The organism is Spongiibacter pelagi (assembly GCF_014705705.1).
Classification (GTDB): Bacteria; Pseudomonadota; Gammaproteobacteria; order Pseudomonadales; family Spongiibacteraceae; genus Spongiibacter; species Spongiibacter pelagi.
On record NZ_JACXLD010000001.1, the window covers coordinates 79,410 to 97,034 of the forward strand.

A 17,625-nucleotide genomic window follows, 5' to 3' on the forward strand; every position below is an offset into this window, starting at 1 on the left:
CTTATTTCTCCGCCAACAGGTTTTCAATTTCATCCAACAGCCCTGATACCAGCTTTTCTTTGGTACGGATCTGCTTAAGAATATCGCTTGGCGCTAAATGCTCGGCATCTTTCTGCTTGGCAGGGTTTTTAGCGGATAGGTCATAGTCTTCAGCCAGTTTGCTGGCTGAAACTATCCAGGAACGTTCGGTCGTCTCACGGCTGGTATACAGCTCAACAAACTCTTTTAAGTGGTCATCGGTAATAGGTTTGTTTTTGGTGAGCTTTTGCTCAGGCTCACATTCGTAGTACCAGACATCGCTGGTGCCGCCGCTACGCTCGAAAAACAGCACGTTGGTTTTTACGCCCGAATATGGCAAAAATACCCCAGCGGGCAGGCTTAAAATTGTGTGCAGGTTAAAGTTTTCCAGCAGTTCTTGTTTAACCTGTTTAAACGCACTGTTGGTTTGGAACAGCACACCTTCTGGTACGACGATGGCTGCTTTGCCGCCACTTTTCAGGGTTTTCATGAAGTGTTGTAAAAACAGCAATTCGGTGGCATTCGCTTTAATAGGAAAGTTCTGTTGGATCTGATCTTTTTCTTTCCCGCCAAACGGTGGATTAGCCAGAATAATGTCGTAACGGTCTTTTTCCTGAATGTCGCGGATATTCTGAGTTAAGGTATTACCACGGAATAGGTTGGGTGACTCGATGCCATGCAAAATCATGTTCATCATGCCCATCACATAAGCCAGCGAGGTTTTTTCAAAGCCAAAGAAGGTATCGCGCTGGATAAAGTCCCATTGCTCAGTAGAAAGCGCACTCTTTTTTGCTTTTAGGTGGTCAAAGGCTTCGACTAGGAATCCGCACGAGCCTGCCGCTGCATCATAAATGGTTTGCCCGGCTTGTGGGTCAATAGCTTTGATCATGGCACGTACCACCGGACGCGGGGTGTAAAACTCACCCGCATAGCCTCCCGCATCCCCCATGTTTTGCAGTAAGCCTTCATAGACCAGCGAGAGTTCAAACATTTCATCACTGGACTGGAAATTCAGTGTGTCGATAATATCCAGCACTTCACGCAAAGTATGACCAGACGCTACCTTGTTGTCTAAATACTGGAAGATGGCACCAATTTTATAGGCGAAGGATTTAGGGTCTGAACCTGTAACGGCAGCATTAGCAAAGCTTTTTAAGTAAGGGAATAGCTCATTATTCACATAATCGGTTAAGTCATCACCTGTGCGAACTTTGTTGATATCTAGCTTGCCATCGGCATTTTTCGGGCAGGCCCAATTCGACCAACGATGTTCTTCATCTAACACCGGTTGATAATCTTTACCTGACAGTACCGCTTCATCTTCTTTTTCAGATTCATAATCATCCAAAAACTTTAAGAACAGTACCCACGAGGTTTGCTCGGTATAGTGCATAGCACCACTAATGCCATCGTCGCGGCGCAGTATGTCGGTAATTCGGTCAATCTTTTGTTGTAATGACATGGCTTATAGTTTTCCGATAATAAAATTGTACATATTGGTGATATCTTCGCTGATTTCTGCGGGCGGAATCAGGTCGATATAGGCTTGTAGCTTCTCAATATCAAGGCCTATACCCTCGGTATTGATCAGAGGGTCAATGACACTTTTGGCATTTAATCGCCGAATATCGTCGTTATCACCTGGATTGTTTGGTTGTAAATGATTTCGCTGCGCAATATCAGGGTTGTTGATTGCAGCAAGTACGTTGTGATGCGACAGTGCTGTATGTGAAAGCAGATAGTTTTTGATTTCACGGCGTTTCCAAGCCAATAGATATGGCGAAACTCTGGTACCACGCGGCCATTGAATGGCATTTAGCAACTCACGGTACACTTGCCCGTTCACTTGAACGCCATTGGCAGCATTCCAGTCCAATGCCGCCTCGTCTCGATCACAAATTAGGAAAATCTGTGTTGTTACAAGTGGTGATTCAATCTTGCTTAAGCCATGTAACCAATCTATTTTGCCCTTGCCAAAGGTTTCGTTAGCAGAAGCGTAACTGGACGACTTTTTCATGGCATGCACAGTGGCTAATCGATTTACGTCCAACCCTGCACGTGAGGCAAGTTTGATAAAGATAACCCAGTCGTTGTAGTCATCTAATAAGGCGATGTTAGGTAGTTTGCCACACACCTCAAATTCAACGGATTTGGCACGAGAAAGTACACTGAGTCGGGAGATTAGCTGTTTGATTTTGTCGTCTTCATTGATTCGGCCGTGTTCTACAACTTTCAGATGTTCTATGCGGTTTTCTTTTGCAGAAATAGAATCCAACAGGTGTGTCGTAGTAATCGCATGGCCTTGTATGCTGTGTAATAGAGACCATAGTTTCTCTACGTTTTTGTAGTGCAGGTGCGAATCTGCTTCATCAAACAGGAATAGCGTATTCGGTGCATCAAAAAGGTCTATCAACGCGTATAGAAAGAGCAGCTGGTATTCACCGTCGCTTAACTGGTCAAGCTCTATTCCATCTTTAAAAACGAGTTTGTAGCCTTGTTTGTCTATGAAGTAATCGTTATCCGCCGCTTGGGTAAAAAAACTCACTTCAGGATCAAAAGCTGTATTTTGAGCCTGAGCATTTGCTTCACCGGCCTCAATACCTTCTTCACCTGCTTGTGGCTGTCTTGGGTAATCGAACGAAACATCGATCAATCGGCTTGCTGGTATTTCAATGGTTCGCTTACGTAGCGGTTGCTCAAACTCATAATCATTTGAGACAAATGTGTTGATGAAGCTATCTAACGAACGGAAATAGGGCGTATTTCGTAGCGTATCAACCTCACCACTTTCTTCACGCTTCAGAGCGTCCTGAACTCGATTGACATAGTTTTTATCAATTTTGAATGCGCATTTTAAGCACGTAGTTTGGTCATCGCCTGCAAATGCCGACTCAGTAACATAACCTCTTTCGCGCAAAAAAGAGCGAACTTTGCCACTACGTTTAGTCGCTGTTGCGAGGAAAATGAGTAATTTTGACCAGGGCTTGTCAAAGTAAAGGCACTCTAACCCCAACCCTCTGCCAGCTTGACGCTCGCGTTTTAAGTAAATACCAAACTTTTCAGAGTAATTTTCATTCTGCCCTGAAGAAAAGCACACCACATTTAGGTGGTGATGTGCGCGTTTGTTTAACCGCTCTTCAAATACTGACTGCAAGATACTGGATTTACCACTGCCATTTTCACCAATTAAAGTAGCAACCTTATTGATGTTTAAGGTTTGTGGCTGGTCGTGCAAGAGGTTAGGTGCGAGTATTAATTCCATTTCAATTCACGTGATAAAGCTGTTGTTGTAATTGTTTAAAAGCCGCCAGCAAATAGGCTGGTTTTCCACCGAATGCTGTTGAGGCGTCTTTGACAGTACCCAACCCTGATAGCTCGATAAGTGCTGGCAAGCGCTCGCGTGATAGCTCGGTGCTGCCGGTTTGCTCATACCGGTTAAGCACAAAGTGCAAAAACTGCTGTGCCTTTTCTTGTTGGTACTGATTAAAGAAGGCGCTGTTAGTACGTACTTGATCGGCACGAGCTTTGCGGGTTGCCATAGGCTGTTCAAAGGCTAAAAAAGCCAGCAGATCGAAGATATCGCACTCTTCTGCTTCAAACATCCGTCGAAGTGTGGCGAGTTGCTCTTTATCAAAGCCTGCTTGTACGAGTTTTCCGAGCAAGGTTTCGCGTTCGTCTGGGTCTGACCATATCTGCCGCAATTCCTCAACCGATTTAAACAACCCTGGTAATTGGGTGATCAAGCGCTCAACAAATTCTTGCACCGTGAGAGGTTTGCCGTTTTCATCGATATAACGAGTTTCAACGTCAATGACTTTCAGTTCACGGTGTTTGCCTAACTTTACTTTCAACCGAGGTTTTGGCTCACCCGGTTCAGGCTCTGGGCCATCTGTTCCTCCGGGTGGTTCTGGTGTGTAAGGTGGTGTTGGCTCACCAATACCTCCTGGCTCTGGTGCTTCGGGTTCACCATCCCAATCTTTGTCGTAAAACTTATTGGTTGCACCGCGAAAATCGACAATGGTGAAATAGTCTTTGCCATCAAAAACACGGGTGCCGCGACCGACAATTTGTTTAAACTCCACCATTGAGCCAACGGTTCTATCCAGCACTACGTTACGCACGTTACGGGCATCCACCCCTGTGGTTAACATTTGTGAGGAGGTAATAATGGTGGGGATGTCTTTGTCGTTATCTTGGAATTTTTCTAGTAGCTCGCGGCCGACTTTGCCCTCATCACTGGTCACGCGCACGCAGTAGTGCGGATCTTTCAGTTTTTTGTGTTTGTTGATCATGTCACGCATGGTCAGTGCATGATTTTGGTTTTCGCAAAAGACGATGGTTTTTTCTAGTGGATTGATATTGTCCAAAATGGCTTTTGCGACCAGCTCGGTACGTTCATCTACGACGATTTTTTTGTCGTAATCTTCTACCTGATAGACGTCTTGCCCTGATTCACCTTCGATCACTTGGTCATCTTTGGTCAGCACTAGCTCGTCTAAGTTGGTACGTACCCGCTTAACACGATATGGCGTTAAGAAACCATCGTTGATGCCGTCTTTTAATGAGTATTCAAATGCAGGTGTACCAAAGTAATCATAGGTATCCACGTTGGCTTCACGTTTCGGTGTAGCTGTTAGGCCGACATGTACCGCACTGCCAAAATGGACCAGTATGTCTCGCCATGAGCCTGCTTCATTAGCACTGCCTCGGTGACACTCGTCAATCATTACAAGGTCAAAAAAATCTCTTGGATACGCTTTGTAATAGCCTTCAATGTTTTCTCGCTCAGCAATGGCTTGGTAGATAGCAAAAAAGATATGTGCATTGGTTGGCACTACACCGCCACGCTTGCGTACCTCTTCACCGTTTATTTTGATGAGGTCTTTTTCATAGGGATTGAAAGTGTTAATGGCTTGATCGGCCAAAATATTACGGTCAGCTAAAAACAAAATTCTAGGCCTACGCGTACCCGGAGATTCTTTGTTCCAACGGGACTGAAACAGTTTATGGACGATTTGAAAGGCAATAAAGGTTTTACCTGTACCAGTCGCCAGCGTTAATAGCACTCGTGGCTTACCTTTGCCAATGGCATCTGTGGCGGCATGGACCGCTAATTCTTGGTAATAACGTGGCTGCATTGCGCCTTCTAAATGAAAAGGCACATTACGAAGCTGCTGGCCTAGATCCGAATTAACACCCGCGTAGCGGTTTTCAAGCTCTTGTGGTGTTGGATAAAACTCGATGTAGTCGCCTTTACCCGTTTCTAAATCGAACTCATAGGTTTGTTTGCCGTTGCTTGAATAGACAAAACGAACGAGTAGCTTCTTAGCATAGTCTATGGCTTGTTGAAGGCCTTTGGTTGGGTGCTCAGACTCTTTTTTGGCTTCAACAACCGCAAGGTAACGATTGTCTTTGTGCAGCAGATAATCGACGAAACATCGACGACCACGGACACCGCCAGCAAGCTTACGGCCATCGGTAAAGTAGTGCTCCCGAATGATATTGCCCGGTTGCCAATGTGCGGCTTTTAACGCTGGATCGATGTAGTTTGCTCTGGTATCTGCTTCTGACGACATGTCGTCACTCCTTGATAATTTTTAGCCCTGTCTATCGCTTGGCATTTTTTCCAATATGTCGCTCAATGGGCAGTTAAATAAATCGCATAGCTTATCGAGCGCTTCTAAGTCCACCTTGAGCGCGGTTTCTTTGTAAAGTAGCGTGACGGTGGTACGGCTTAGGCCGGTTTCTCGCATCACGTCGCTAATGCGCATTTTTCTCTCGCCCATTAAACGGGCTAGATGGCAGCGAATCATGCTCTCTCCACGGTGTTTTCTTAACCATAAACTTGGGGATTTTTCACTGTTGCTTACCCTACCACGATTATGATTATTCTCAACTTATTTGAGTTAAAACCAAATAATTGAGCGTATTTGTTATTCGTTCGGTGCTGGTTGTTGGTACGCTAGCGGTTCACGGGAATGCCTCTAGCGGTATTGTCTGCGTTGGACTTCAAACATCGCTAGCTATTTATGTTGACTGGCGGTTCACTGCAAGTCGACAAGCCCACACAAGATTAATCGCCTCGTTAGTCATCCAAAATACTGCCTTTAACACAGTACATTCGTGGGCGGGTGTTGTCGGGCAGGCTGACTTTTCGCTGTGGTCGGTTGCCATCGGGGATTAGGTAACCTGCGGCTATCAGCGCTTTGGCGGCGCGATCTGGGCTTAGGCCTTCGGTGGCTTCACGCCAGCCAGTTGGGTAAAACAGGTAGAGGGTTTGTGGGCCGGTGACATCTATCCACCCTGCTCGTTGGCGTACTTGGCTGCTGTAACCAATTTGTTTAGGCGTAAAGCGGCTTTCGCCATGCTGCTCAATAAAGCTGCGCACTTGGCGAATGGCTTGTTGATCTTCATTGGCGGCTACACCACCGCGAGCAAGTATCCATTGGTTAAGCTGGCTTAAACAGGCGGCTTCGACACTTTGGGTTGGCCAATCGAGCACCTTGGCTTGAATGGCTAACAGGCCTGCGCTAGCCAGTAAGGCAAACTTTTCGGCTACTCGGCGCACTTGGCCGTCAGCCTCGGTTGGTAAGCTAGCTAAAAAACGTTGGCGTACGTTTTGGAAAACGGGTCGCACCTGTGCGCCGTGCTGCGTTAAATACCGTAACCAGTCCAAGGACAAGCTGCCGTAATGTTGGCGACTTTGCTGTTTAAGATGATCGGCTAAATCGGCGGCGTTCATACCATGGCTCTGGTTAAACACGCCCATTTGCGCTCCAGCATCGGCACTGAGATCAATCACGCGCACTTGCTGGCCGGCTTTTACGCGCTTGCCGATACTGGCAAGATGGCTTTCGAGCGTCACTTCGCCAGTAGATAAAAACACCAAACGCCAACGGGCGGGTAAGCGCATTTCACCGTATTTGCCTGCTCGTGTTTTACCCTGACCATTGGCAAGCATATAAGCGACATCGCCCGCCTCTTTTGGGTCAACTTCGCCCATTTCATCGAGCGCCAGCAAGGCATCGTTATGCGCTAATGCTGTGCCTTCTAAACCGTTGGCCGTGGCACGCCAACTATGGCGCAATTGATTAGGCTCGCCCCACACCGATAACGCCGGATACAGCGCCGCAGTTTTACCAGTACTGCTGGCACCGTAGAGGTGTAAACCAAAACCATCCACTCCGCACAAGTGCAACAAAGGCGCGGCCAGCGCAGCGCAGACACCAACGATTAATAGCGGGTTATCCAGACAATAACGGCCAACGTGCTGCCGCCAACTGTCGCTACTACCTTGTTGAATAAAGCCTTCTATCGGGTGCATGGTTTGCAGCACCATGCGCGGGTTGTTGCTGTGTTCGCTTGGGTAAAAGGTGAGGCGCGGATGCACATAAGCGTGGTGATGCCAGCCAATACAGTTCACGCTGATGGCCTTTTGCGTGGCCAGCTCGCCCATTTGTTGAATAAACAGGGAGAGCAACTGCCGCGATTTGACACTGTTACTCAGCCGCATGCCTCGGCTGAGTAGGATTCGGCGGTACTCGCTGCCGTCTCCGGCCAATAGTTCTGCGGGCATCGCCCAGTAGCGATGGCGATTGTCATCGTCTAACCAGTGCAATAAATAGCCGTAGTTGTCCCCTTGCGGATCGCGAGTACGAGCAGCTACTTGCAACCAAGAGCAGATTTTAACTGGGCTATCTTGCCCAGCCGGTTGCATCACCAGCCAGTTTTGCGCGTTATAGGCAAAACCAGCTGGTAATTTTGGCTCGTTGCTATGCATATCACTGGAAGGTAGTTGGTTTGATGCTGATGGTTTATCCACGGCCATAAGCAGCACCGATACGGCGGGTTTCAATCCACTGGTCGATATCGCTTTCTAACCAGCCCACGGCACGCGCACCAATACGAATGGAACGTGGAAATTCACCGCTGGCCATCAGGGCATAAATGGTACTGCGGCCAAAGCCTGTTTTGGCCTTTACCTCGGGCAAGCGCAAAATCCGCTGCTGACGCGCTGGGTGTACTGAGTTTGTGGGTGATTGTGTGGTTGGGTTCATCGTTTGCTTCCTCACTGATCTGTTAAGTTCAGTTAGGAGTTTGCCAGTACTAATCGGACGCAGTAGGCAGATAAATGCTCAGATCGTGCAGCTTTCTGAGGGTACAGGTAGCTAACTGCCCCAGAATTGACATAATGCCCCAAGTAACAAATACCGTATGGGCAGTATTGGTGTGCGCCTAAGTGGCGTGAACTAAGGCTTTGCCCAGATTGCCGCAAAAGCCCAAAGAACAGCGTACTGCTTTGAAGTTCCCTACTCATACCCCTGTATCGGTGAGTCGTTTGGATTAAAAGTTGATATGTCGAGTGTATCGACATATAAAAAACTCATGTCGAAAAAACAGTAAAAAATCGACATGACCTGTTCAGATCTTGGCTCACTTTACTTCGAGAGATTGGCAGTTTATTGCTTTACAACTTGACGATAAAAGTGAAACTATAATTTCACTAAATTAAGATTTAAGAAAATATAGTTTCACTATGAATACTGTCGAGCCAAAATCAAAACGCACTGCGGTCATATTCCCTAGACAAAGGAAGATGTTAAGCATCTTAGGAGAAAACTTAACATTGGCGATGAAGAGACGCGGCATTACTCAAGAAATGATGCATAGTAGGACAGGGATTTCTAAGCCAACACTGCGTAAAATATCAAAAGGTGATCCTTCCGTTTCGCTTGGTCACTACGTTAAGGTTTTAGCAGTCCTCGGCTTGTTAGACGACCTAACCAAGGTTGCCCGTGATGACGAGCTGGGAAGAAAGCTGCAAGACATCCAATTGCTGAATAAAAAATAAGTGCAGCAGTAGCCCATATCCACATGACTAAAACTTGGCCAGCAAGGTCAGCTTCAGAGAAGAAAGATAGCTATTAAAGGGCTGTTTTATACTCAATAAGAACCAAATTACACTTTTATGCGCGTAAAAGTGTGCAATACAAGTTGAGTACTCGTCTATGCGTTTTACCAAACGGGGGGATGCAGAGGTTGGAGGTCTACACAAATTGACTTTATGGGTAACAATCTGTAGACCTTGTATTTATTGTGAATTGAAAAGTTTGTTTTACTTTCATTGAAAAAGAGCTGCATTTTCCTGTTTGCGCTGATCCAATGTCTTAGCAATTGCAGACACTGTTGTTTTACTGATCCCTTGCTGCTGTGCCAGATACGTAAATTGGCTGATGGCTTCTGCGACTTCTTCAATGACTTGCCTTGCATCATGCCAATTCGCAAAACCAGCACTGGTAGCAAGTTTTTGCATCACCTTAAGCGGTGGCGCTTTGCCATAACCTCCGAAAGCAGTGGCGTGTTCGTTGAATGGATGTGGGCTGTAGGTAACATCGTAAAAAGGGGCAGGATCCCATTGACCGTCATCCGCTTGCAAGAACGCCCAGTTTTTACTGTGGTCGTCTTGATTGGACGACAGCAGGTTAAAAATGGCGCGGCGAAATTGCAGCTGTCCGGCGGCTGGTGATTTACACAACTGACGGCTGGCTTTAATCAAATCAATGTAATCTAAACTTGGCGTTCGAAAGTCTGCATCCAGAAGCCCGCAAGCGCTGTGCATATGCAATCGACCTGCACTGCGCTTGCTGCCTAAGTCGGCCTGTTCAGTGACATAATCAAAACGCTTAAGCGCCAACCAAGCAGACGCACCGCTTGTAGGTGGTGCTTCAATGAGTTGCCATTGCGGCGGTTGACACTTAGCAAGTTCTGCCATTTGTAAATAAACCGCCTCACACAAACCTTCTTCATGGCCAAGTGCGAGATTTTTAGAGGTAAACTTCACCAGCCAAGCCTCATCTCCAAGCTGAGCGAAGGTTCGACAATGCTGAGTTTCCCCAGCAGGCATATAAATTTGTGCCTTAGGTCTGGCCCCGCCCGAACTACCTCCGGCGACTAATGCGGCCAACACCTGTTGCGTATGCCCATCTAACTCACCGTGATTATCATCCATATAATCTGACATCGAAGAATCGAACAGCGTTTGTGCTTCTAAGCCTAACGTCGCTAAATCAATATCCGCGTGCGTGGTGGCTGAAAACTCAGACACAGGAGAAAAAGACAATGCTCCCATGCCTTTATCGCCGACAAAGGCTAACCTATCCATCGCCGTTAATTGATTAGGCAGTATGCCCTTTTGCCGGAAAATACGATCTTGTAACAGCATGCCCCAGCCATCGGGTAAACAATCTCCAAATACGCCATGTACACCTTGGTGCGGTGCTTTAGGAGCGACTTGAACTTGCGCGTTCGACTGCAAGGTAAAAGGTGATAAGTTGCCAAACTGCTGCAAATAGCTGTCTGCATACTGAAAAAAAGCGCCTTGCCGATTCTGCGCCAAGACCCCTACAGCAACCTGCTCACCTGAGCTTAAGGTGCGAGTCACGGCGAGTTTTTGAATGGGTTTAAAACTCATCTTTTAGCACCTCATCAATACTCGTGGGTATAGCAGCGCGTTCTTTGCTAGGTTGTGTGAGTTGATAGAGCCTCTCTAGCGAATCAAGGGTCTGCCATAGCAACAGCAATTGGCGAAATGAAATTTGCCCGGTCAGCTCAAATTTCTTAATGGTGGCCGCAGGTACACAGCTTCGCTCAGCAAGCGCCGCTCGTGACAGCTTTGCCTGCTTTCGTAACTCACGTAAATAAGCCGCATAGGCTTGGCTTACATCGGTATCATCAAGTAAGGTAAATTTCATCCGCACAGACCAAGTGGATACAGTTATATCCATTATAGTGAAATAAAACAAAAAGTGGATACTATTGTATCTATTTCTGGATGAAGTATTGAAAAAATCACTCGATAAAGCCCTTCAAAACTGCTATGTTTTAGCTCTAACAGCAGCATAAAAACGGCACTGTTTTTCCGTAGTTTTAGCCAAGAAGCACCACTAAGATTTAGTAAAAGCCATAGGCAAGTGGTGGGCAGTTTGGTGGGCAAATAGGCATTTTTGAACGGATTATTTTCGATAACTCATTGAGTTTATTAAGGTCTAGGCCAATGCTCAATGAGCAGATCCAGAATATTGAGTGATCACGGCAATCTCCGCTTAGAAATCCATATCTAAGCAACTCTTTGTCTTTCTACTAAGATGGTAATGGGAAGACAAGGAAGTGTGCCTATGAGTTTAACGTTTCACCCAAAACCCGGAACGGTTTTGATGTGTGATTTTAGTGTTGGTTTTACCGCACCAGAAATGGTGAAAATTAGACCCGTGGTAGTTATTTCGCCGAAGAGAAAGCGCTGCTCAGGGCTTTGTACCGTTGTTGCCATAAGTACTGTATCACCAAGCGCAGTCGAAAACTGGCACTATCAAATCCCAAAAACTTGCATGCCTAGTGCTCAGCGCTTTCAAATTAATGACTCATGGGTAAAGGGCGATATGATTTATCGTGTTAGTTTCAGCAGACTAAATCTCATCAAACTTGGGAAAGAACCCAATTCAGGAAAGCGACTGTACTTCAAACAAACCCTTGACCAACACCAAATGAAACAAATTTATAGCTGTGTGCTTCACGCCCTCAATCTAGGTCATTTACCCCAATATTTATGAGATATACGGGTTATTCAATATTGACTTACCCCTGTAATTGCTTAAAATTTAGCCGTTCCTGCGCTGCTCCGGCATCAGGCTTTTAAGACTATCATCAGTGGTAGCTAGCTATAGAATGAGTAATGACAAGCTTGCTATAGCTATGAATTCAGGCTCCGAGAGGGGCCTTTGTCGTATTTAAGCCCCTGCTTTTGCTGTTTCAATTCACTAATTCGACTTCAACGGCCGCACTCGTTCCTTAGCCCATTGCTCAAATTCCACCAGCAAAAGTGTGCCGTTTTTACCTTTGCCGGCACCGCCAAGGGTGCGGTACATAACCAGCCGCTTGTCATACCGCGGGTGGTTAGAAATATCCCTGACTTGCCGCGCAGCCCAACCGTAACCCGCTGCCGCATTGGTATAGATGCCACCCACTTCGATATTAAACAGCGGCCGGTTTTCTTCCCTCATTAATTCATCGGCTTTGTCGATAATGTATTTAATCTGTTCCGGCGCAATATCGAGCACCTCGTCCAAGGTCGCCATCGCCTTTTGCAAATGGCGCACTTGAATACCCGAAGTTTCCGGGCTGTACATGGTGTTGTCGTATTTCATTAAACTGGAGGGGTAGCGGCGCCAGTGAAATAAGTTATTAAAGAGCATGGCCCACGCAAAAATGATCAGACAGTTAATCAATGTTGGAAATAATAGATAACTAAAACCCAGCTCACGAACCGCATCGCCGCCCACTACAGCAATTAATGCCGTTGCTCCGCCCGGCGGATGAATACAGCGAAATACGTGCATCAGCAAAATTGACAGCCCCACTGCCGAGCCCGCCGCCAGATACATATTGGTGATGAATGTTGCGCAGCACACACCAACCAAAGCAGATAATAAATTTCCGGCGAGTAATGCCCAGGGTTGGGAGAGCGTACCGTGTGGCACGGCCAGCACTAATACAGCAGAAGCCCCCATTGATGGCAGGATCGCCACCGCCAATTCAAAATTCGTAAGCCAGTCGGTGACGAAGAAAACCAAGCTGATGCCGGTCAGCGCACCTAAACCAGAAACGACTTTCTCATCGAGAGAGGAGCGCGATTGAACGCCCCAAAATGCCCAGCGCTTCACGACTTTATTTCCAGCACCTGAGCGGCACTTTCTCCATCTAGTGTTTTATTACCTGCAGTGCAAACATCTGCCAGCGTCTTGCCTTTTAAGGTATCCATAAAGGCGCGACTGGCATCAAACAGCACGCCCTTAAGCTGGCAGCTCGACAGGATTTTACAGCGCGGTACCGTACAATTTACCGGCTGTAGGGTGGTTTCAAAGTTCTCAACAACATAGGCGAGGCTGATTGTCTCCGCCGGCACCGCTAGAGCAATCCCGCCACCGTTACCGCGCACAGCGCGCACCATACCCAGCTTGGTGAGTTTCATCACTACTTTGGCGATATGGTTTTTTGATATTCCGTAGAAATCACAAATCTCTTTGATATTCGCCAATTTACCCGCCGGCAGTTCTGCTAAATACAAAAGAGTACGAAAGGCGAAATCCGTTTGCTTGGTCAACTGCATGGTGTAGGTACATCTCCAGACACTGGGGGGCTTTACCCAGCTCAAATATGCAGATAGCATACATCTTTAAAGATGCAAATAAAATGCATCTTTGGGTAAATACAAAGACCGAGGGATATTCCGATGACAACACTCTACGAACGACTGGGCGGTGAAGCTGCTGTAGATAAAGCCGTTGATATTTTTTACGACAAAGTACTGGCCGATGATCGCATTTCTGGATTCTTCGAAAATCTCGATATGGTTGCCCAAGCCAATAAGCAGAAAAAATTTCTGACCATGGTGTTTGGTGGCCCCAATGATTACACCGGCAAAGACATGCGCAACGCCCACGCTCACCTTGCACTGGAAGAGGAGCACTACAACGCGGTTGTTGAAAATCTTGCGAATACCCTAGCCGAGCTGGGCGCCACCCCCGAAGATATCGGTGAAGTCGCCAAGATTGCCGACAGTGTAAAAGACGATATTTTGAATCGTTAAAGATGCGAAGGCGGAGGAAGGCGAAAATCCTTACTTCGCAGTCATAAAATCCGCAGGCATAAAAAAAGCCGGAGCAAGTTGCTCCGGCTTTGGGAATTTCGACATCCATTGTCGCATTCAATCCGTCGAACGCTCTAAGTCATCCTGACAAGACCTATTATCCAAATTCACGACGGGAAAAATATCGGACATTGCCACTAAGATTTGTGAGATATATCTCACAGCGGCAATGATTAAGCGTCTAAGTCAGGAATTAAATCGTCTTTCAGCCGTTCAATTGTGTCTTTCAGGCGCAATTTCTCTTTCTTTAGCTTTTGCACCAAGAGCTGGTTTTGCCAAGGGTTCTCGGCCATCGCTTTAATCTTTTCATCCAGAGCACGATGCTCCCGCTGTAATTGCAGGATTCGGGTACTTGGCGAGAGGCTATTTTCCATTTACTAAATACGGCTCGCATGGAGAGAACGCGGGTTGATATTTTTACCCTCTGCCACGCCCCTGAGCAAGCCCAATTAACTTGTATAAGCACAATTTTTAGTGATCTTTTTAGTCAGCGGCTTTTGACAATTCCGACATTGTTGCCTAGCCCCGTCACCGCAATACTCTTTTCACACTGTGGCTAAATCCCGGTCACAATAATAAGCGTGAGGCGAGTCAGCCCCACAATAATGGATTGCTATTCACGAGGCCCCAAACATGCACAGCGTTCTATGTGACAAGCTCGGCATTGAGTACCCTATTTTTGCCTTCACCCATTGCCGCGATGTTGTCGTTGCAGTTAGCAAAGCGGGAGGCATCGGTGTGCTTGGCGCCGTGGGCTTTACCCCAGAACAACTTAAAGAAGAATTGGATTGGATTGACGAGCACATCGGCGATCTGCCTTACGGTGTTGATATCGTTATTCCACAAAAATATGAAGGCATGGGCGATATGGACCCCGCCCAGCTCGAGAAAGAACTGTGGAAAATGGTTCCCGAAGAGCACATTGCTTTCGCCCAAAAATTATTGGCCGACCACGGCGTTCCCGAGTGGCCAGACGGCACTCACAGCATGGGCCTGCTGGGTTGGACTGAAGCAACCGCCACTCCCCTGCTAGAAGAGGCACTCCGTCGCCCCAAATGTAAGCTGATTGCTAACGCGTTGGGCACACCACCAGCAGACAAAGTCAAAATGATTCAAGACAGCGGTCGCTTAGTTGGCGCCCTGTGTGGTCGTGTAAAACAAGTTAAAGCCCATAAAGCCGCTGGCCTCGACTTTATCATCGCCCAAGGCGGCGAAGGTGGCGGCCATACCGGCGATGTTGGCTCTATCGTATTTTGGCCACAAGCGGTGGAAGCCGCCGAAGGTATTCCCGTGCTTGCCGCCGGCGGTGTCGGCAACGGCAAACAAATGCTGGCAGCAATGGCCATGGGCTGCGCCGGTATTTGGACTGGTTCACTATGGCTAACTGTGGAAGAAGCCCACGCTGAGCCAGCGCAAAAAGAATCTCTACTGAAAGCCTCAAGCGAAGATACCGTTCGCTCCCGCTCATGGACCGGCAAACCCTGCCGTATGCTGAAAAATGACTGGACCGAAGCGTGGGAAAACGCAGACAACCCAAAACCGCTGGGCATGCCACTGCAAGGGCTGGTCTCTGGTGACGGTATTCGTCGTACAGCAAAATACGCCGCCGTTGGCGAATGCCAAAAAGTGGCGTTCAACCCCGTTGGCCAGGTCGTCGGCCAAATCAACCACGTGGAATCTTCACGCGCGGTCATCACTCGCCTGATCACCGAATATGTAGATGCGCTGGAACATGTAAACAGCTTAATGCCCGAAGCTTAAGCTGTAGCCTTTAAAGCCAAAGGGCGGAATTACCGCCCTTTTTTATGCCTAGATGTTGAGTAAAACTTATTCTGCCAGTCCGCGCTGAGCCAAAACCCGCTCAACCGTATCCACAATAACCTGGGTCTGACGATCCACCTCAATATTCACCGGATCACCCAGTTTTAAATTTTCCAGATTAGTCATGCGCCGGGTCTCTGGAATCAAGCAAACACTAAATACCCCGCTCTCATCCACCGAGGCTACCGTCAAACTGCAGCCATGTAAGCCGATAAACCCTTTATGAAAAACATATTTCCGCAAGCGCTCTGGCAATTGAAAAAACAAACTCAGATTATTTTCTGACTCTTCTCGGCGCACCAAGGGCGCGGTGCCATCCACATGACCGGAAATAAGATGCCCGCCAATTTCTGCACCCTGCTTTGCCGAGCGCTCAACATTCAAGAGCCGACCCTCTGCAAGATTTCCCAGCGTGGTGAGGTTTAGCGTTTCCTGCATGGCATCAAAGCTCACGCCCTCTGCCTCGATAGCCGTCACCGTCATACACACCCCGTCTAAGCCCACGCTGGCGCCAATTTCCAGGCCATCCAGCAATGCCTCAGGCAAGGCCATGCGCAATTGCGAGAGGCCGGGCAGCTTTTTTAGCTTAACCAGTGGAAATGCACCTTGAACAATGCCGGTATACACACTCATTCCTCAACAAGGGTTTTCGTTTTAGAGGCCCGCCAAGCGTGGCAGTGCCTATTGAGACCTGCTAGCATTGTGGCTTTGTTTGTGCCCACCACGCTAGGAACAGGACTTTAGTAATGAAGCGCGTCATCTTCAACCAAAAAGGGGGTGTTGGCAAAACCAGCATCAGTTGTAACCTCGCCGCTATCAGCGCGTGGAAGGGCTACAAAACCCTGCTAATCGATCTCGACATCCAAGGTAATAGCAGTGAATACCTGATTGGCGAACAATTCCGCGATCTGGAAGACAACGCCGCTTCGTTCTTCAAGCACAAAATGTCCTTGTTCGGCAAAAAGCGCGACGCGGGCGATGTGGTGTATCGCACCGAATTCGACAATTTATTCCTGATGCCGTCAAACCCGGAGCTGGCCCTGATCGAACGCGAGCTGGAAACCCGGCACAAAATCTATCGCCTGCGCGACGGCCTGCAAGAGCTGCAAAAAGAATACGACCATATTTATATCGACACGCCGCCCGCACTGAACTTTTACAGCCGCTCAGCACTGATTGCCGCCGACAGTCTGGTCATTCCTTTTGACTGCGACAGCTTCTCGCAAGGCGCGCTACTGGGCCTGCTCGATACCGTTGACGAGCTGCGCGACGACCACAACCCCGACCTAGTACTGGAAGGCATTGTGGTTAACCAATTCCAGTCTCAGGCCAGCCTGCCCCAGCAATTGATTGAAAGCCTGCACGCCGACAATCTGCCTGTGTTTGAGCAATACCTGAACAGCTCGGTAAAAATGAAGGAATCTCGCAGCCGCCAGATCCCTCTGATTTACATGGCACCAACCCACAAGCTGACCCAGCAATTGGTCAGCCTGCACGACAGTTTAGACACTGCCGCTGCGGCTCGGCAGAGCGCTCGCTCCGCCTAAGACATCGCCTATTTGGCAGTACCCTGCGGGGTGCTGCCAAGACCAATGCCCACCAAGCCTTTTTTGCTCACGGTAACGTCGCCAAAACCAAAGTTCAGCACATTGGCGGTCAGACTCAACTCATATTCCAATTGATCCTGCGGCGCGTTCAATAAGCTGCGAATCAAACCCAACCCGCTGAGCAAATTCACCTGAACTGGCACGACTAGGTTGACCCGATCATTGGCCGGCAGCATCACCGCCTCATTAAAACTCCCGCCCGCCAACGAATTGCCCGCCAGTGCAATGTCATAACGAAAGCGCCCCAAATTGATATCAAAACCATTTGGGTTATCCAACTGTAAGCCCACTTTCAGGGTTTGTTGAAAACCATTATTCGCACCAACTTGTATATTGGTTACAGCTACTTCTGGCTTGGCAATGGGATTCACAGAGGCGCAAGCACTCAGTAGCAGCGCCGACAGCACAGCCACAAAAATTTTCACAGAATATTCCTTAAGGAGAGGCGGGCAGCACGCTACCCGCCAAAATGAAGGG

Annotated in this window: 18 protein-coding genes; 5 read left to right on the forward strand and 13 right to left on the reverse strand. The window is 47.8% G+C overall.

From position 1 onward, the window contains the following. Position 1 precedes the first annotated feature (1 nt). The 6 genes from IB286_RS00395 to IB286_RS00420 all read right to left on the reverse strand — a co-directional run bounded on the left by IB286_RS00395 (position 2) and on the right by IB286_RS00420 (position 8,075). Complete coding sequence (locus IB286_RS00395) at positions 2 to 1,480, reverse strand: type I restriction-modification system subunit M (RefSeq protein WP_190761690.1); 1,479 nt, start codon at positions 1,478 to 1,480, stop codon at positions 2 to 4. Positions 1,481 to 1,483: 3 nt separating this feature from the next. Then, positions 1,484 to 3,280, reverse strand: coding sequence for an ATP-binding protein (locus IB286_RS00400; protein ID WP_190761691.1), 1,797 nt, complete (start codon positions 3,278 to 3,280; stop codon positions 1,484 to 1,486). A 1-nt stretch (position 3,281) separates the two neighbouring features. Further along, complete coding sequence (gene hsdR, locus IB286_RS00405; RefSeq protein WP_095500549.1) at positions 3,282 to 5,594, reverse strand: EcoAI/FtnUII family type I restriction enzme subunit R; 2,313 nt, start codon at positions 5,592 to 5,594, stop codon at positions 3,282 to 3,284. 21 nt (positions 5,595 to 5,615) lie between these two features. Continuing rightward, the gene (locus tag IB286_RS00410) at positions 5,616 to 5,831 is read right to left on the reverse strand and encodes a helix-turn-helix domain-containing protein (RefSeq protein ID WP_005458449.1); all 216 of its coding nucleotides are present in this window, start codon (positions 5,829 to 5,831) and stop codon (positions 5,616 to 5,618) included. A 272-nt stretch (positions 5,832 to 6,103) separates the two neighbouring features. After that, positions 6,104 to 7,846, reverse strand: a complete 1,743-nt coding sequence (locus IB286_RS00415; protein WP_190761692.1) for a DUF927 domain-containing protein — start codon at positions 7,844 to 7,846, stop codon at positions 6,104 to 6,106. Then, complete coding sequence (locus IB286_RS00420; protein ID WP_031214901.1) at positions 7,833 to 8,075, reverse strand: helix-turn-helix transcriptional regulator; 243 nt, start codon at positions 8,073 to 8,075, stop codon at positions 7,833 to 7,835. Before IB286_RS00420 ends, IB286_RS00415 begins: the two co-directional genes overlap by 14 nt. Positions 8,076 to 8,554: 479 nt before the next feature. On the opposite strand from IB286_RS00420, the gene IB286_RS00425 reads away from it, so the two are divergent. Further along, the gene (locus IB286_RS00425) at positions 8,555 to 8,869 is read left to right on the forward strand and encodes a helix-turn-helix domain-containing protein (RefSeq protein ID WP_178969552.1); all 315 of its coding nucleotides are present in this window, start codon (positions 8,555 to 8,557) and stop codon (positions 8,867 to 8,869) included. A 270-nt stretch (positions 8,870 to 9,139) separates the two neighbouring features. On the opposite strand, the gene IB286_RS00430 is transcribed toward IB286_RS00425, so the two are convergent. Continuing rightward, complete coding sequence (locus tag IB286_RS00430; RefSeq protein WP_190761693.1) at positions 9,140 to 10,489, reverse strand: type II toxin-antitoxin system HipA family toxin; 1,350 nt, start codon at positions 10,487 to 10,489, stop codon at positions 9,140 to 9,142. Next, the gene (locus tag IB286_RS00435) at positions 10,479 to 10,769 is read right to left on the reverse strand and encodes a helix-turn-helix domain-containing protein (protein ID WP_190761694.1); all 291 of its coding nucleotides are present in this window, start codon (positions 10,767 to 10,769) and stop codon (positions 10,479 to 10,481) included. The genes IB286_RS00430 and IB286_RS00435 overlap by 11 nt, the downstream gene beginning before the upstream one ends. A gap of 423 nt (positions 10,770 to 11,192) precedes the next feature. On the opposite strand from IB286_RS00435, the gene IB286_RS00440 reads away from it, so the two are divergent. Then, positions 11,193 to 11,624, forward strand: coding sequence for a type II toxin-antitoxin system PemK/MazF family toxin (locus IB286_RS00440; RefSeq protein WP_190761695.1), 432 nt, complete (start codon positions 11,193 to 11,195; stop codon positions 11,622 to 11,624). 207 nt (positions 11,625 to 11,831) lie between these two features. On the opposite strand, the gene IB286_RS00445 is transcribed toward IB286_RS00440, so the two are convergent. Together IB286_RS00445 and IB286_RS00450 are read right to left on the reverse strand one after the other, a co-directional pair. Then, positions 11,832 to 12,734, reverse strand: a complete 903-nt coding sequence (locus tag IB286_RS00445) for an HPP family protein (RefSeq protein WP_190761696.1) — start codon at positions 12,732 to 12,734, stop codon at positions 11,832 to 11,834. Further along, positions 12,731 to 13,180, reverse strand: coding sequence for an Rrf2 family transcriptional regulator (locus IB286_RS00450; RefSeq protein WP_190761697.1), 450 nt, complete (start codon positions 13,178 to 13,180; stop codon positions 12,731 to 12,733). The genes IB286_RS00445 and IB286_RS00450 overlap by 4 nt, the downstream gene beginning before the upstream one ends. A 123-nt stretch (positions 13,181 to 13,303) precedes the next feature. Here IB286_RS00450 and IB286_RS00455 point away from each other — a divergent pair, with 123 nt between their 5' ends. Further along, positions 13,304 to 13,660, forward strand: a complete 357-nt coding sequence (locus tag IB286_RS00455) for a group I truncated hemoglobin (protein WP_190761698.1) — start codon at positions 13,304 to 13,306, stop codon at positions 13,658 to 13,660. A gap of 233 nt (positions 13,661 to 13,893) precedes the next feature. Here the strand turns inward: IB286_RS00455 and IB286_RS00460 are convergent, their stop codons facing one another. Beyond that, on the reverse strand, positions 13,894 to 14,094 hold the full coding sequence (locus tag IB286_RS00460) for a DUF465 domain-containing protein (protein WP_190761699.1): 201 nt from the start codon (positions 14,092 to 14,094) through the stop codon (positions 13,894 to 13,896). A gap of 259 nt (positions 14,095 to 14,353) precedes the next feature. Between IB286_RS00460 and IB286_RS00465 the strand changes: the two genes are divergently transcribed. Continuing rightward, positions 14,354 to 15,481 carry a nitronate monooxygenase gene (locus IB286_RS00465; RefSeq protein ID WP_190761700.1) on the forward strand — a complete coding sequence of 376 codons (1,128 nt, stop codon included), beginning with the start codon at positions 14,354 to 14,356 and terminating at the stop codon, positions 15,479 to 15,481. Between the two features lie 66 nt (positions 15,482 to 15,547). On the opposite strand, the gene IB286_RS00470 is transcribed toward IB286_RS00465, so the two are convergent. After that, complete coding sequence (locus tag IB286_RS00470; RefSeq protein ID WP_223826029.1) at positions 15,548 to 16,174, reverse strand: riboflavin synthase subunit alpha; 627 nt, start codon at positions 16,172 to 16,174, stop codon at positions 15,548 to 15,550. A 113-nt stretch (positions 16,175 to 16,287) separates the two neighbouring features. Here IB286_RS00470 and IB286_RS00475 point away from each other — a divergent pair, with 113 nt between their 5' ends. Further along, on the forward strand, positions 16,288 to 17,088 hold the full coding sequence (locus tag IB286_RS00475) for a ParA family protein (RefSeq protein WP_190761701.1): 801 nt from the start codon (positions 16,288 to 16,290) through the stop codon (positions 17,086 to 17,088). An 8-nt stretch (positions 17,089 to 17,096) separates the two neighbouring features. Here the strand turns inward: IB286_RS00475 and IB286_RS00480 are convergent, their stop codons facing one another. Then, positions 17,097 to 17,573 carry an LEA type 2 family protein gene (locus IB286_RS00480; protein ID WP_190761702.1) on the reverse strand — a complete coding sequence of 159 codons (477 nt, stop codon included), beginning with the start codon at positions 17,571 to 17,573 and terminating at the stop codon, positions 17,097 to 17,099. Positions 17,574 to 17,625 lie beyond the last annotated feature (52 nt).

Excerpts from the sequence above, each read along its gene's own strand:
- IB286_RS00430 (WP_190761693.1), bottom strand. The coding sequence starts at position 10,489 with ATGAGTTTTAAACCCATTCAAAAACTCGCCGTGACTCGCACCTTAAGC.
- IB286_RS00435 (WP_190761694.1), bottom strand. The coding sequence starts at position 10,769 with ATGAAATTTACCTTACTTGATGATACCGATGTAAGCCAAGCCTATGCG.
- hsdR (WP_095500549.1), bottom strand. The coding sequence starts at position 5,594 with ATGTCGTCAGAAGCAGATACCAGAGCAAACTACATCGATCCAGCGTTA.
- IB286_RS00440 (WP_190761695.1), top strand. The coding sequence starts at position 11,193 with ATGAGTTTAACGTTTCACCCAAAACCCGGAACGGTTTTGATGTGTGAT.
- IB286_RS00400 (WP_190761691.1), bottom strand. The coding sequence starts at position 3,280 with ATGGAATTAATACTCGCACCTAACCTCTTGCACGACCAGCCACAAACC.
- IB286_RS00425 (WP_178969552.1), top strand. The coding sequence starts at position 8,555 with ATGAATACTGTCGAGCCAAAATCAAAACGCACTGCGGTCATATTCCCT.
- IB286_RS00410 (WP_005458449.1), bottom strand. The coding sequence starts at position 5,831 with ATGATTCGCTGCCATCTAGCCCGTTTAATGGGCGAGAGAAAAATGCGC.
- IB286_RS00460 (WP_190761699.1), bottom strand. The coding sequence starts at position 14,094 with ATGGAAAATAGCCTCTCGCCAAGTACCCGAATCCTGCAATTACAGCGG.
- IB286_RS00450 (WP_190761697.1), bottom strand. The coding sequence starts at position 13,180 with ATGCAGTTGACCAAGCAAACGGATTTCGCCTTTCGTACTCTTTTGTAT.
- IB286_RS00415 (WP_190761692.1), bottom strand. The coding sequence starts at position 7,846 with ATGGCCGTGGATAAACCATCAGCATCAAACCAACTACCTTCCAGTGAT.
- IB286_RS00395 (WP_190761690.1), bottom strand. The coding sequence starts at position 1,480 with ATGTCATTACAACAAAAGATTGACCGAATTACCGACATACTGCGCCGC.
- IB286_RS00465 (WP_190761700.1), top strand. The coding sequence starts at position 14,354 with ATGCACAGCGTTCTATGTGACAAGCTCGGCATTGAGTACCCTATTTTT.
- IB286_RS00455 (WP_190761698.1), top strand. The coding sequence starts at position 13,304 with ATGACAACACTCTACGAACGACTGGGCGGTGAAGCTGCTGTAGATAAA.
- IB286_RS00420 (WP_031214901.1), bottom strand. The coding sequence starts at position 8,075 with ATGAACCCAACCACACAATCACCCACAAACTCAGTACACCCAGCGCGT.
- IB286_RS00470 (WP_223826029.1), bottom strand. The coding sequence starts at position 16,174 with ATGAGTGTGTATACCGGCATTGTTCAAGGTGCATTTCCACTGGTTAAG.
- IB286_RS00475 (WP_190761701.1), top strand. The coding sequence starts at position 16,288 with ATGAAGCGCGTCATCTTCAACCAAAAAGGGGGTGTTGGCAAAACCAGC.